The sequence below is a fragment of the Nonomuraea sp. NPDC003709 genome (assembly GCF_040610775.1).
Classification (GTDB): Bacteria; Actinomycetota; Actinomycetes; order Streptosporangiales; family Streptosporangiaceae; genus Nonomuraea; species Nonomuraea angiospora_A.
In genome coordinates this window covers 78853-92947 of record NZ_JBEXMW010000039.1, presented here as the reverse complement: position 1 = coordinate 92947, position 14095 = coordinate 78853, and the positions used below count along the sequence as shown (strand labels likewise).

Here is a 14095-nt window from a genome sequence, read left to right as displayed (position 1 = left end):
ACCGCCCGCAAGGACGCGGGCAAGTGGTACCAGGCGGTCGCCAAGTACGGCGGCGCCTCCTCGCCCGCGGTGGCCCGGCTGTACGCCGACACCGTGTACGAGCAGCTCGCCAAGGGCGTGAACGCCAAGACGCCCGCAGGGGAGACCGTCACCGCGCCCGCACGCGCCGTGACGCCCGACCGCGGCCCGTACGCCAAGGCGGACGACCTGGACAAGCCCAGCACGCTCGCGGCGAGCACCGACTACCCGGGCGCCGCGTGGGCTCCGGCGCACAGCACCAACTACGCCGTCTCCAACCGGCCCACCAGCGACGCGATCGACCGCATCGTCATCCACGTGGCGCAGGGCACCTATGCCGGGACGATCGACTGGTTCCAGACCGGGCCCCGGCCGAACCCCACCTCGGCCCACTACGTCGTCCGTTCCTCCGACGGCGCCATCACGCAGACGGTGAGGGAGAAGGACCGGGCCTTCCACGCCGGGAACTACAACCGGCGCTCGGTCGGCATCGAGCACGAGGGCTGGGTCGACAACGCGACGTGGTTCACCGACACGATGTACCGCGCGTCGGCGGCGCTGACCCGCAATATCGCCGACCGGTACGGCATCCCCAAGGACCGCACCCACATCGTGGGCCACAGCGAGGTCCCGGAGGCCGACCACACCGACCCGGGCCAGTACTGGGACTGGACCAAGTACATGCAGTACGTCACCGGTGGCGGCGGCGGGGGCACCAACCCGCACACGCCGGAGTCGGTGTGCGGCACCGGTTACAAGGTGATCGACTCGAGTGCGCTGGGCACGGCGGGCACCGTCTACCTGCTGTACAACACGGACAACGGGAACAACTGCGTGGCCACGATCAAGAAGACCTCGCTGGGGACGGCCACCGCCACCACGGCCTTCCTGGAGGTCGAGGACAAGGCCCGGGTCACGGACACCGGCAACTTCGAGTACTACGCCGGACCCGTCCGGGCCGCCGCCGCCGACAAGTGCGTCAAGTGGGGCGGCAAGGCAGGGGCGAGCACGTACGAGAGCCCCTTCGAACACTGCGGAAGCTGACTCTCTGAGCTGTGGCCGGATCGCGCGGGGCTCGCGATCCGGCCACATCCATGTTTTCCCCGAAAAACCCCGCCCCCTGACCGGTGGGGGAGGGGCTCTCCCGCCGTCAGGGGCGGGGTCTCTTGGAGGGAGGGCCGGTGCTGTGGTTGTGCGGCGTTGAGCGCGTCCTGACACTCCCTCTCCCCGAAGGACCGCACCCCGGTCGGTGGGGGAGGGGCTTTCCCGCCGTCAGGGGGAGGGTGGTGGGGGTGGCTGGGAGAGGGCGGCCTGGACGCCGGCCTGGAAGCGGGTGCGGGCGCCGAGCCGGGACATCAGCTCGGCGATCCGCCGCTCCGCCGTCCGGTGGCCGACCCCGAGCTGGCGGGCGATGGCCTCGTCCGTGAGCCCCGACAGCAGGAGCGCGATCAGCCGCGCGTCGTCCCGGGAGTCCCTGGGCGGCGGGTTGCGGACGGACGGTGCCAGCCCGAGCGGCAGCGCCCGCTGCCACAACCCCTCGAAGAGCCTGATCAGCGCCTCCAGCAGCCCCGACGGATGGATGACGAGCGCCGCCACCGCGTCCGCCGGCTCGTGCCTGAGCAGGAGCAGCGCCAGCCGGTCGTCCACCACGTACAGCTTCATCGGCAGCTCGGGCAGCACCCGCGCCTGCTGGCCCGCCCCCACCATCTCCTCGATCTGCCGTAACGCGCCCTCGGCCGCCACGAAGTCCCGCTCGTAGATCATGCGGCTGGTGATCCCGCGCTCCAGCAGCTCCCGCTGCGCGGCCACGCTGCCCAGGGGGTCGAAGTACGGCCGCCTGGACAGGCACCGGAGCTGCTGCCTGGCGGCGCGCTGGATCTGGGCGTGCCGCTGCTCGACCGCCCGTCGCCCGGTGACCACCTCGACGACCACCGGGGGCGTACGCTCGCGGGCGCGCTCCTGGAAGACCTCCTCGAGCTCGCGGGCGCGTTCGCGGACCCGCAGCAGGTCGCGTTCGGCGGCGAGCAGGAGGACGTCGAGCGCCATCTCCGGGGCGACGGCGGCGTAGGCGGGCGGAGGCCCCGGGGAGGTGTTGAGCAGGCCCTTGGCCTCCAGCGACGCGAGCAGCGGCTGCAGGTCGGCGCGTGGCCAGGCGGCGGCCAGCTCGGCGAGGGTGGCGGGGGAGCGGTCGAGCAGCACCTCGTACAGCGCCTCCTCATCGGGCCTGAGCCCGATCGCGCCCAGCGAGGTCACGGCCCACCCCCATCCATGCCGAGCCCAAGGGGGGTCATAACGCGTCCCCGTCCAGCCAGCCGCGTACGACCGCCTGGTAGCCCGCCTGGAAGCGGGTGCGCGCGTCGAGCCGGACCATCATCGCGCGCACGTGGCGGCGTACCGTCCGGTCGCTCCACCCGAGGTGGGCGGCGATGGCCGCGTCCGTCAGCCCCGCGGTGAGCAGCGGCAGCAGGTCCCGCTGCGCGTCGGCGGGACCGGTCGCCTCGGCCAGCCGCCCGTGCCTGACCTGCAGCGGCACGGCCCGCTCCCAGTACATCTCGAACAACGCCGACAACGCGTCCAGCAGCGTCGAGTCATGCACCACCAGCGCGGACTCCACCACGTGCTGGTCGTGGCGGAGCGGCATGATCGCCATGGGGAGGTCGTTCAGCGCGAGCTTGACGGGCACGTCGCCGACCCTGGCCTGCTCGCCGGCCGCGACGTAGCGGGTGATGAGCGAGAGGGTGCCCGGCACCTCCATGGCCCGCCGGTCGTACAGCGCACGGTACTCGACCCCCCGCTCCAGCAGCTCGAACTCCACCGCGTTGCCGCCCATGGGCGTCGCGTACGGCGGCGCGTCGAAGACGCTGATCTGCCGCCGCGCGCTCTCCTGGAGCCGCCGGAACCACCGGCCCACCGCGTCCTTGCCGATCACCACCTCGACCAGGTCGGCGGAGTCCCCGTCCGGCACCGAGCGGTGGAAGCGCGCGGCGAGCTGGGCGGCGCGGTGGCGGGCCGCGGCCAGCTCCCGGGTGCGCGCCCGGATGAGCGCGTCCAGCCCCATCTCGGGAGAGACCGCAACGTAGCGCGGCGGGTCCTCCGGGAGCCGGGTGATCAGCCCCAGCTGCTCCAGCCTGGCGGCCGTGGAGGCGGCGTGCCCCAGCTCGGCGAGTGCGGCGGGGGAGCGCTCCACCAGCGCCTCGTACAGCGCCTGCTCGGCGTACGAGAGCCCGATGATCTCCAGCACGATCACAGCATGTCCTATTTCCGCACATGGCGGGAAGAGGACTCACAATCGTCTTTCGCGGCTTTACTGCGATCTGTCATGGTTCCCGGGGACACGATGATCTCTGAGGAGACGCATGATCGGCCGGTCGCTTGTCGCGTTGGGGGTGCTGCTTTCCACCGGGATGGCCGCCCCGACCCCACCTCCCGCTCCCTCCGTGCCGCCGCCGGTCGTCGGCGCGGCGGGGGAGTCCGCGAAGAGGATCACATTGATCACCGGGGATGTGGTCACCTACAGTACCGCCCCGGACGGCAGCCCGCAGGCCCAGATCCAGCCGGCCCGGCGCCCGGACGGCGCCCCGGTGTTCTTCATGTCGGTACGCGAGCCCGCCGCGTACTACGTCTACCCCACGGACGTGATGGGCCTGGTGTCGGCGGGACGCCTGGACAGAGGCCTGTTCGACGTCGCCTACCTGGCGGCCAACGGCTACTCCGACGCGGAGAGCCCCACCCTGCCCCTGATCGTCCAGCACGGGGCGCAGCAGCGCATAGCCGGGGCCCGCACCCTGGCCAGCATCGACGCCGCCGCCGTGAAGGTGGACAAGAAGGCCGCCGGCCAGTTCTGGTCCGGGGTCAGCACGGCGAGGACCGCGTCCGAGAAGATCTGGCTCGACCGCAAGGTCCAGGTCTCGCTCGACAGGAGCGTCAAGCAGATCGGCGCGCCCGAGGCGTGGGCGGCCGGGCTCAAGGGCGCGGGCGTCAAGGTGGCCGTGCTCGACACCGGCATCGACGCCACCCACCCCGACCTCGCCGGCCGCATCGCCGCGGCCGAGAACTTCAGCTCGGAGAAGACCGCCCAGGACGGCCACGGCCACGGCACGCACGTCGCCTCCATCATCGCGGGCAACGGCGCCAAGTACCGGGGCGTCGCCCCCGAGGCGTCGCTGCTGGTCGGCAAGGTGCTCAACAACTACGGCAGCGGCCTCTCATCCGACATCATCGCGGGCATGCAGTGGGCGGTCGACCAGAAGGCCCGCGTGGTCAGCATGAGCCTCGGCGGCTGCTGCCCCGGCCCGGACAACCCCCTCGACCAGGCCCTGAACAAGCTGTCCGCCGATTCGGGGGCGCTGTTCGTGGTCGCCGCGGGCAACGACGGCCAGAGCCGCCAGGTCGGTGCCCCGGGCACCGCGGCCTCGGCGCTCACGGTCGCCGCCGTGGACCGCGACGACAAGCTGGCGTCCTTCTCCAGCCGGGGCCCCACCGCGATCGACTACAGCCTCAAGCCCGACATCAGCGCCCCCGGCGTGGACATCGTCGCCGCCCGCGGGGCGGGCACGTCCATGGGCGAGCCCGCCGAGGACGGCTACACCACCGCGTCCGGCACCTCGATGGCCACCCCGCACGTCGCGGGCGCCGCCGCGCTGCTCGCCCAGCAGCACCCCGACTGGACGAACACCCAGCTCAAGGCCGCGCTCACCAGCTCCGCCCACGGCGACGGCCAGGACGCCTACGAGCAGGGCGCCGGCCGCGTGGACGTCGCCCGCGCCGTCAAGCAGCAGGTGCGCGGCTCCGGCGGCATCGACTTCGGCTTCCTGCCCTCTCCCCAGAACGGCCCGGTCACCAAGACCCTCACCTACACCAACGACGGCGACCAGCCGGTCACCCTCACGCTGAGCACGGGCGTCAAGGCGCACCGGGGCGGCGACGTGCCCGCGCGCACGCTCACGGTCGACCGCGACACGGTCACCGTCCCCGCGCACGGCACCGCGCCGGTCTCGGTCACATTCGACCCCGCGGGCCCCGACACCTGGTACGAGGGCTCCGTCCGCGCCTCCGGCGACAACGGCCAGGTCCAGGTGAACACGGCCGTGGGCGCGTTCGTCGAGCCGAAGAAGGTCACCGTCCGGGCCCGGGTGGTGCTGCCCGACGGCGCGAGCGCCCCCACGGAGAACCCGTGGATGTTCATGCGCACCGACGACCGCGACGACCTCCAGTACGCCTACACCCCCGCCTCGGGCACCGAGACCGAGGCCCAGGTCTACCCCGGCACCTACACCGTGCTCACCGCGCTGGCCTGGCGCGGCGCGGACGGCGCATGGGTCCAGTCGCTCCCGTCCGACCCGCAGATCGAGATCACCAAGGACACCACGGTCACGCTCGACCTGCGCAAGGCGCGCAAGGTGTCCGTGCGGACGCCGCGCGAGTCCGAGACCCGCCTCTCGCAGTACGCCTACCGGCGCACCGCGGCCAACGGCGTCGGCTACGTCGACGTGCAGTCCCTGTACCCGCAGTACGGGCTGGACAACTACGTGATGCTGCCCACCCGCAAGGTCACCCAGGGCACGTTCACCCTCAACGGCCGCTACCAGCTCGGCGCCCCCGCCATCACCATGACGGTGCCCGGCGGCCCCCGCGTCACCCCCCGCTACCAGGACATGGCGCCGCAGACGCCCAAGCTCGATGGCCGCAGCAGGCTCTCGCTGGCCTACGCCGGCAAGGGCACCGACTTCGGCGGCCTGGACGTGCGCGGCAAGCTCGTCCTGCTCAACCTCGAGGACCTCTGCCCGGCCGTGGCCTGCACGGGCAACGCCCTGGACCGGGTCAAGGCCGCCCAGCAGGCGGGGGCCGTGGGAGTCCTCGGGTACGGGGCCGTCAACCGGGCCTTCCTCGACCCGGCGGGCAGCTGGCCCACGTACCCGATCCCGACCATGAGCCTGACCGCCGAGCAGGGGCGGGCCCTGGCAGCCCTGGCCGGGCGCCGGCCGGTGACGGTCACGGCGGAGGGCGTCGCGACCACGCCGTACCTGTACTCGCTGATGCTGCCCGAGCAGGGCCGCGTCCCCGCCGACCTCTCCTACTCGCTCAGGACCAGCGACCTGCAGCGCATCGAGGACCGCTTCCACGCCGACCGGCCCGGCTCGGTCGAGCTGAGCACGTCGGCGGGGATGGTGCGGCCGGCCAGGTTCGCGAACACGTGGTCCATGGAGCACACCGTGCGGGCGCAGACGACCTTCACGGAGTACGTCGGGCCCGTCTCGCCGGACGTCGTCTGGACCCGCACGAACACGATGAACTACGACGAGGGCGGCGACTTCTACAACAGGCGCGCGCTGTCGGCGACCGCGGTGGACATCTTCGCCACCGCGGGCACGCGGACCGAGCCGTGGGGGATCCAGCCCCGCGTGCCGGGCAACGTCGTCGTCTCCGACGCGGTGCTCCGCTCCGGGACCGCCCAGTGCTTCCCCTGCCGGACGAAGGACACCTTCCTGTCGGCCCTGCCGATCATGGGCCCGGTGCCGAACCACCAGGAGGCGTTCGCGTACAACGCCAACTTCCAGGGTGACAAGCACGGCGGAAAGGACGAGCTGCGCCTGTACCGCGACGGGCGGGAGGTCCCGCTCGTCGAGGCGACGGTCGTGATCGCCATCTTCGCGATCATCGTGCCGACCTTCACCCTCCCGGAGGCGGAGGCCGCCTACCGGCTCACCGACAAGTTCCACACCCCGAACCCGTCCCAGCTGTACGCCAAGGACGTCGAGACCGCCTGGACGTTCAAGTCGAAGCGGCCCACCGGCGGGATGCAGACCACGGACGACGGGCTCTGCCTGGCCTGGTTCGCCACGGGCAAGCTGGCGCCGTGCGAGCCGGTCCGGCGGCTCAACCTCCGCTACGACGTGCCTCTCGACCTGGACAACCGCCTCAAGGCGGGCACGCCGCACCGGATCACCGTCACCGGCTACCACGGGTCCTACGGCACCCCGGACGCGAAGGTCAAGGACGTGAAGCTCTCCGTCACGTTCGACGACGGCGCCCACTGGACGCCGGTCCGCGTCTCGGCCTCCGGCCAGGCCACCGTCACACCTCCCGCGCTGGCGGCCACCACGGGCGCCGTGGGCCTGCGGGCCCAGGCGACGGACGCCGAGGGCAACACCGTCGAGCAGACCGTCCAGCGGGCGTACGGCCTGAAGTGACCTCGCACGGCCGCGCGAAGCAACCCGCGTTGACTAAGTCGGAATTAGTCAACTAGGGTTGCTTGCGCGGCCGGGCTCTCCGGGCGCCACGCCGAGGCGTGCTCCCACGAGAGGCGAGATCCATGACGACGAGCGAAGTCGTGCTGGACGTCGAGGGCCTGCGGATGCGTTACGGCCCCGCCGACGTCCTGCACGACGTGACCTTCCGGGCACGCCGGGGCGAGGTGGTGTGCCTGCTCGGCCCGAACGGCGCGGGCAAGACCACCACGATCGAGATCCTCGAAGGCTTCCGCATGCGGTCGGCCGGCCGGGTCGAGGTGCTGGGCGCCGATCCGGCCCGCGGCGGCGAGGACTGGCGGGCGCGGATCGGGGTCGTCCTGCAGTCCTGGCGCGACCACGGCAAATGGCGGGTACGCGAGCTGCTCGAGCACCTCGGCCGCTACTACGCCGCGTACGCCACCGAGACCGTCGCCCGGCCGTGGCCGGCCGACCGGCTCATCGCGGCGGTCGGGCTGACCGAGCAGGCGGAGCACAAGATCAGGACACTCTCGGGCGGCCAGCGGCGCAGGTTCGACGTGGCCGTCGGCCTCGTGGGCCGCCCCGAGCTGGTCTTCCTCGACGAGCCCACCGCCGGGCTCGACCCGGTGGCCCGGCGCGCCTTCCACGAGCTGGTCCTGGAGCTCGCCACCGAAGGTGACACCACGATCCTGCTCACCACCCACGACCTGGCCGAGGCCGAGAAGCTCGCCGACCGCATCATGGTGCTCGACGGGGGCCGCATCGTCGCGGACGGCACGGTCGCGCAGCTCGCCCAGCAGATCGCCGGCGAGGACGAGGTGCGCTGGACCCGCGACGGACAGCGCTTCGCCCGGTCGGCCACCGAGGCGACCCGGCTGGTGTTCGACCTGTTCAAGCAGTACGGCGAGGAGATCGAGGACCTCGAGGTGCGCCGCGCCTCGCTGGAGGACACCTATCTCTCCCTCGTCCGGCAGGCGGAGGAGGCGGCCCGATGAGCCCGACCGCGATGGCCTGGCGGGCCGGATGGTCCCGCGGCCTGATCGAGCTGCGGCAGTCGTTCACGAACGCCGCCGACCTGTTCGGCCACTTCCTCTGGCCCGTGCTGATGCTGGTCACCACGTACTTCCTGCGGAACGTCTCCTTCGGGCAGAGCGGGCTCTCCCTCGGAGCCCTGGCCCTGCCGAGCATCCTCGGCATGAACGCCGGGATGTCCATGGTGAGCATGAGCCAGCACCTCACCGCCGACCGCGAGGACGGCACCCTGCTGCGCGCCAAGGCCACGCCGCACGGGATGACCGGCTACCTGCTCGGGAAGATCATCCTCGTCGCCGGCGGACTGGTCGCCGACCTCGCGATCTTCCTGGTGCCCGGCATGTTCCTGGTGCCCGGCCTGGCGTTCGGCGACGCGGGCGCCTGGCTGACCGTGGTCTGGGTGCTCGTGCTGGGGCTGGTGGCGACGCTGCCGCTGGGGGCGGTGCTGGGCTCGGTGTTCGTCAGCGCCCGCAGCCAGGGGCTGATCCAGCTCCCCGTGCTGGGCCTGATCGCGATCTCCGGCATCTTCTACCCGATCACGGCGCTGCCGGAGTGGGTGCAGTGGATCGCCCAGGCGTTCCCGGTCTACTGGCTCGGGCTCGGCATGCGCTCGGCCCTGCTCCCGGACGCCGCGGCGGCCGTCGAGATCGGCGGGTCCTGGCGGCCCGTGGAGACGGCCGGGGTGCTGGTGGCCTGGGCCGTGCTCGGCCTGGTCACGGCCCCGTTCGTGCTGCGCAGGATGGCCCGCGGGGAGTCGGGCTCCAGCGTCGCGGCCCGCCGCGAGAGGGCCCTGCAGCGGATCTGACGCGCCCTGCGACGCCACGAGAAGGCCCTGCAGCGGATCTGACGCGTCCTGCGACGCCGCGAGAAGGCCCGGCGGCGCGGGCGCGGGTGGCGGAAAGCGGGTGGCGGAAACCCGGCGCTCGGCAGGGTCGCGCACTAAGCTCGGTGCCTGTGCCGCGAAGGGTGATGATCTGGCCGGCGTTGGTCCTCCTGCTCGCCGGATGCGGCGGCGTCCGGCCTGCGCCCAGCCCCGCCGGTCAGTCGCCGTCGGCGTCCACCCCGGCCCCGACGCCGACCGCCACCCCGACCCCCGCGCCGACCCCCGCGCGGCGTTCGGCCAAGGCCGGCGGGCTTCCCGACGACGTCAACGGCGACGGCCGTGCGGACCTGCTCGTCTACGCCGAGCTGCTCCGACCGGGCCTGCGCTTCCTCGCGGTCGTCTACGGCTCGCCCCGGGGGCTGCGCACCGGCAGGCCGGCGATCGTGCCGTCGCGGACGTTCTACGCCTGGCAGATCGACCCGGGCATCCGAGCCGACCTCGACGGGGACGGCTTCGGCGACATCCTGGGTTACGGGCGGCCAGGTGATCGCGACGAGACGATGAGCCCGCACATCTTCTGGGGCGGCCCGGACGGCATCGACACCGGAACGCTCCCGACCCCGGTGCCGCCGCCCGTCAAGACCACCACGGCGACGTTCCGCTCCGTCGCCGGCGACTTCGACGGGGACGGCGCCGCCGACGTGGCGATGTCCGCCGACGACAACCGAGGCGGCTCCAACCTGGTCGTGATGTACGGCCCGTTCAGCCGCGCGGGCGTGCCGAGCCGCCAGACCGTCCAGCCCTCGCCCACGGGTAGCGACTTCTGGCGGATGACCGTCGACGAGATCGACGGGCGGCACGCGACCGGGCTGGTCGTGTTCGAGGGCGACGACGGCGAGCAGACCTCCGGGTGGCTGCTGAACGGCGGTCCGGACGGCCTGGCGAAGACGGGGCGCAGGCTGGGCAAGGGCATGGCGGCCACGTTCGGCGACTTCGACGGCGACGGCGCCAGGGACCTGGCGGTCGGCGACGACGGCAGCCGCAACGACGAGCCCGGCACCGAGACCGAGGCGCCCGACGTCGACAGGACGCTGACCGTCTACTACGGCGACGGCCGCACCCGGACGTTCAAGGGCGGCAGGGGCTCGGCGGTCGCCGGCGACTTCGACGGCGACGGTCGTGACGACCTCGCCTTCGGCGGGGCGCGCGACGGGCGTGAGCCGGTCCGGATGTTCTGGGGCGGCCCCGGCGGCCTGCGCGCCGGTGGCGGCATCAGCGGCCTGGTCCGCGGCGCGCCGCTGGCGGCGGGCGACTACGACGGCGACGGGGACGACGAGCTGGTCCTCGCCGCCGGCGACGACCTCCTCGACGTCATGGTGACGGACGGCAGGAGCGTGCTGACCCGCTTCGACCTGCCGCCCCGCTGAACCCCCCGGCATCGGGGTGACGCTTCAGGACCCGCCGTCGACTGCGCGGGCTCAGGAGGCCGTGACCGGCGCGTACGCGCCGCTCCTCCATCGCGCCAGCGTGTGGTCGAGGTGGAAGTCGAAGAGGCCGACCAGGTCCACGGTGGGGTCGAGCAGCCACTGGATCTCCAGGCCGTCCATGGTGGCGCAGAGCGCGCGTACCTCGGCCTCGGCCTGCGCGTCGGTCAACGGCGGGATCTCTCCCGTCTCCGCCGTCGCGAGCAGACGTTTGACCAGCATGTTCACGATGCCCGTGTAGCGGTCCTGGATGAAGGCGCGCGCCGGGTGCTTCTCGTTGGATGCCTCGCCCGTGAGGTGGATGAACAGCTCGAGCAGGCCCCGGTGGTGGGTGTGGTACGTCATGAGGTCGCGCAGGTCGTCGAAGGCCGACAGCCCGTCGCGCCGTTCGTGCCGGAGCGCGGCGGTCTCCCGCGCCCACCATTCGAGCACCGCGGCGAGCAGCTCCTCCTTGTCCTGGAAATGGCGGAGCAGGGCCGCCGGTGAGACGCCCACGTCCGCGGCGATCTGCCGCATGGACGCCCCGTTGTAGCCGCGCTCGCCGAAGGCCTTGGCGGCGGCGCTGACGATCTGCTCGCGGCGCTTGATGCCGCTCCGGTACGGGCCGCGCGGGGTCCCGCCGACGTTCGCCACCCTCTGAGCCTCCCACGGAAAATCTTCGGATCAACCTCTTGCGTCAAAAGCTATCAGGCGTTTACGTTTTGAGTCCCAAAGGTTAACACTCGATCACATTTCCCCGATGGGCTCCGTTACGCCCTGGAGCAGGCGCGACGCCACATGCTCGCGCCCTTGGAAGGACCCCGAGATGATCGGCATCAACCCGCTACCCTGGCTGCTCGGGCCGTCCGGTTTCATGCTGGACGTCCCCACCCTGCGCACCGCCTTCGCCGAGATCGCCGAGGCGGGCTTCACCGCCGTCCAGGCCGACGTGCCCGAAGGCACCTCGGCGGCCGCCTACCTGGCCCTCCTCGGCGAGTACGGACTCGCCCCCGCGCCCGGCTACTTCCAGGGCACGTACGAGAACCCCGAGGCGATGCCCGGCCTCCTCGAACACGCCAGGCGTCACGCGGGAACGCAGGCCGCGCTCGGCATGACCGAGGTGTTCATCGCCTCGGCCCTCACCCCGGAACGGCTCGCCGCACCCGCGACCGGCGCCGCGTACGACCCGGGCAGGCTCGCCACCGTCATCGAGAACCTCGCCCGGACCTGCGAGATCATCACCGGCGAGGGGCTGCGCCCGTGCCTGCATCCGCACGTCGGCACCTGGATCGAGACCGAGGAGGAGACCCGCGCGGTCCTGGACGCCATCGCCCCGGAACTGCTCTCCTTCGGGCCCGACACCGGCCACCTGCACTGGGCGGGCGCGGATCCGGCCGAACTGATCACCCGCTACCGCGACCGGGTCGGCGCGGTCCACCTCAAGGACGTCCACACCGCCGTCGCCCGGCAGGCCCGCGAGGCGGGCGCGGACTACCGGGAGGCCACCGTGGCCCGCCACCTGTGGACCGAGCCGGGTCAGGGCGACGTGGATCTCGAAGGAGCGCTCGCCGCGCTGCCCGCGGGCTTCGGCGGGTGGCTGGTGGTCGAGGTCGACGTACCCGACCACGGCACCCCCAAGGACAGCGCGCTCCTGTCGCGCCAGTGGGTCACCGAACACCTCACCACCGCAGAGGAGCGTCGATGACCGTCGGCGTCGGATTCATCGGAGCGGGCCCGGTCACCCAGGCCATCCACCTCCCCGCCGTCGCCGGGCTGTCCGACCGGCTGCACGTGGCCCGCGTCATGGACGTGGACGAGGGCACCGCGGCGGCGGTCGCCGCCCGCGCCGGGGCCGCCCACGGCACCTCCGTCGAGGAACTGCTCGCCGACCCCGCTGTAGAGATCGTCGCCGTGTGCAGCCCGCACGCCTTCCACGCCGAGCAGGCCGAGGCCGCCTGCGCGGCGGGGAAGAAGGCGGTCCTGGTGGAGAAGCCGCTGGCCACGACCCTGGACGCCGCCCGCGGCATCGCCAAGGCGGCACAGGACACCGGTGTCCCGATCGTGGTCGGCGCCATGCACACCTACGACCCGGCGTGGCTGGCCGCCGAGCGGCACTGGGCCGACCTGCCCGCCACCGCCCGCCGGATCCGCTCGCGCATCGTGCTCCCGCCCAACGCCCGCTTCGAGACGCTGGCGACCCAGCTGCACGCCGAACCGGTCTTCCCGGTCCGCGCCGGCGACCCGTCGGACCCGGCGGTGCGGGCGGCGTCCATCCGGGGAGCCGTTCTCGGCCTGGCCATCCACAACCTCCCGCTGGTACGGCGCTTCCTGCCGCGCGTCGAGCGCGTGGACGTCGCCCGGCCGCTCAGCCCGTTCGGCTACGTCCTGACCTTCCAGGGCGGCGGGCGGACGGCCGAGCTCATCGGCTACCTGCACCGCGGCTGGCGGGAGGAGTGGAGCTTCGAGGTGTGGGGGGACGGCGGCGAGCTGCGGCTCGACTTCACCCCGTCGTACGTGCGCGCCGGCTCGGCCACCGCGGAGCTTCGCACCCCCACCGGGCTGCACACCTTCGGCCCCCACCCCGACAACGGCTACACAGGCGAGTGGCAGCACCTCGCCGCCCTGGCCACCGGCGCCGAACCGCTCCGCTACGCCGCGTCCGACCTCGTCGACGACCTGGCCTACGCGCTGGACCTCGCGGAACGCGCCGCCGACCTGCTGCTCCAAGGAACCGCCGCATGACCAGCACCACCCTCGAACCGCTGCCCGTCTCCCTCGCCGGGAGCACCGACCACCCCGCCGTTCACGCCACCCTGGCCTCGCTGCCCAAGTACTTCCGCCCCGCCACCCCCGGCGGCCCGACCACCGGCCCAATCACTGGCACGGTCACGGCCGTGCCGACCCTGACCGCCCTGAGCGCCGCCCTGGACGCCCGGCCCACCGGCATCCTGCTCGCCGGGGTCGCCGCGGGCGGTGTCGCGGACGTGCGGGAGCTCGCCGGACGTGCGGCCGCGGCCGGGGTCCCCGTCGTCGTGGCCGGGCCGTGGGCGCTCGATCCGGCGGTCGCGGCCCTCGCCGGAGCCCTGGACGCCGAGGACGCCTCGCTCATCGAGGTGACCGCGACGGTCCCGGCCGGGAGCTCGCCGCCGGACGTCCTGCTCGACCAGCTCGCCCTGCTGCGTACCGCGATCGGCCCCGCCCGGGCCGTCGAGGTGATCCAGGCCGACGTCCACGGGCACCTCGCGCGGGCCCACGTCGGCGACGTGCCCGTGCACCTCGCCGCGGCCGTCTCCGGCCTGGGCACCCGGCGGGCGCGGCTGGACGTGCTGGGGCCCGCCGTCCAGTGGCGGCTCTCGTTCCCCGATCCCGCGACGGCCCGCCCGGCCACCGTCGCCCGCACCGACGCGGACGGCGAACGCCTGCTGCCCACCCTGTACGAGAGCGCCTACCGCGCCGCCTGGCGTCACCTGCACGCCGCCGTCACCGATGGCGCGGCCCCGCCGTATTCGCTGCACGACCTCGCCGACGACCTCGACCTGCTCCACAACTGA

11 protein-coding genes are annotated in these 14095 nt (G+C 73.0%); 8 read left to right on the top strand and 3 right to left on the bottom strand.

Going from position 1 to position 14095, the window contains the following annotated elements; all coding sequences use genetic code 11:
• Positions 1–1062, top strand: a 1062-nt coding sequence (locus ABZX61_RS59850) for an N-acetylmuramoyl-L-alanine amidase (protein ID WP_355210668.1), incomplete at its 5' end; no start/stop codon positions are given.
• A 228-nt stretch (positions 1063–1290) separates the two neighbouring features.
• On the opposite strand, the gene ABZX61_RS59845 is transcribed toward ABZX61_RS59850, so the two are convergent.
• Positions 1291–2271, bottom strand: a complete 981-nt coding sequence (locus ABZX61_RS59845) for a helix-turn-helix domain-containing protein (RefSeq protein ID WP_355210665.1) — start codon at positions 2269–2271, stop codon at positions 1291–1293.
• Between the two features lie 34 nt (positions 2272–2305).
• Positions 2306–3259, bottom strand: coding sequence for a LuxR C-terminal-related transcriptional regulator (locus ABZX61_RS59840; protein ID WP_355210662.1), 954 nt, complete (start codon positions 3257–3259; stop codon positions 2306–2308).
• A gap of 115 nt (positions 3260–3374) precedes the next feature.
• Here ABZX61_RS59840 and ABZX61_RS59835 point away from each other — a divergent pair, with 115 nt between their 5' ends.
• From ABZX61_RS59835 to ABZX61_RS59820, 4 genes are all read left to right on the top strand, one after another.
• On the top strand, positions 3375–7208 hold the full coding sequence (locus ABZX61_RS59835; protein ID WP_355210659.1) for a S8 family serine peptidase: 3834 nt from the start codon (positions 3375–3377) through the stop codon (positions 7206–7208).
• A gap of 122 nt (positions 7209–7330) precedes the next feature.
• A complete protein-coding gene (locus tag ABZX61_RS59830) occupies positions 7331–8221 on the top strand; it encodes an ABC transporter ATP-binding protein (RefSeq protein WP_355210656.1) in 891 nt (296 codons plus the stop codon).
• Positions 8218–9063 carry an ABC transporter permease gene (locus tag ABZX61_RS59825; RefSeq protein WP_355210653.1) on the top strand — a complete coding sequence of 282 codons (846 nt, stop codon included), beginning with the start codon at positions 8218–8220 and terminating at the stop codon, positions 9061–9063. Before ABZX61_RS59830 ends, ABZX61_RS59825 begins: the two co-directional genes overlap by 4 nt.
• A 149-nt stretch (positions 9064–9212) precedes the next feature.
• On the top strand, positions 9213–10508 hold the full coding sequence (locus ABZX61_RS59820; RefSeq protein ID WP_355210650.1) for an FG-GAP-like repeat-containing protein: 1296 nt from the start codon (positions 9213–9215) through the stop codon (positions 10506–10508).
• 51 nt (positions 10509–10559) lie between these two features.
• Here the strand turns inward: ABZX61_RS59820 and ABZX61_RS59815 are convergent, their stop codons facing one another.
• Positions 10560–11198 carry a TetR/AcrR family transcriptional regulator gene (locus ABZX61_RS59815; RefSeq protein WP_355210647.1) on the bottom strand — a complete coding sequence of 213 codons (639 nt, stop codon included), beginning with the start codon at positions 11196–11198 and terminating at the stop codon, positions 10560–10562.
• Positions 11199–11370: 172 nt separating this feature from the next.
• Here ABZX61_RS59815 and ABZX61_RS59810 point away from each other — a divergent pair, with 172 nt between their 5' ends.
• Genes ABZX61_RS59810 through ABZX61_RS59800 form a run of 3 tightly spaced genes read left to right on the top strand, consistent with a single transcriptional unit; the run spans position 11371 to position 14095 of the window.
• Positions 11371–12249: a sugar phosphate isomerase/epimerase gene (locus ABZX61_RS59810; protein WP_355210644.1), complete on the top strand. Its 879-nt coding sequence runs from the start codon at positions 11371–11373 to the stop codon at positions 12247–12249.
• Positions 12246–13286, top strand: coding sequence for a Gfo/Idh/MocA family oxidoreductase (locus ABZX61_RS59805; protein ID WP_355210641.1), 1041 nt, complete (start codon positions 12246–12248; stop codon positions 13284–13286). Before ABZX61_RS59810 ends, ABZX61_RS59805 begins: the two co-directional genes overlap by 4 nt.
• The gene (locus ABZX61_RS59800) at positions 13283–14095 is read left to right on the top strand and encodes a hypothetical protein (protein WP_355210638.1); all 813 of its coding nucleotides are present in this window, start codon (positions 13283–13285) and stop codon (positions 14093–14095) included. Before ABZX61_RS59805 ends, ABZX61_RS59800 begins: the two co-directional genes overlap by 4 nt.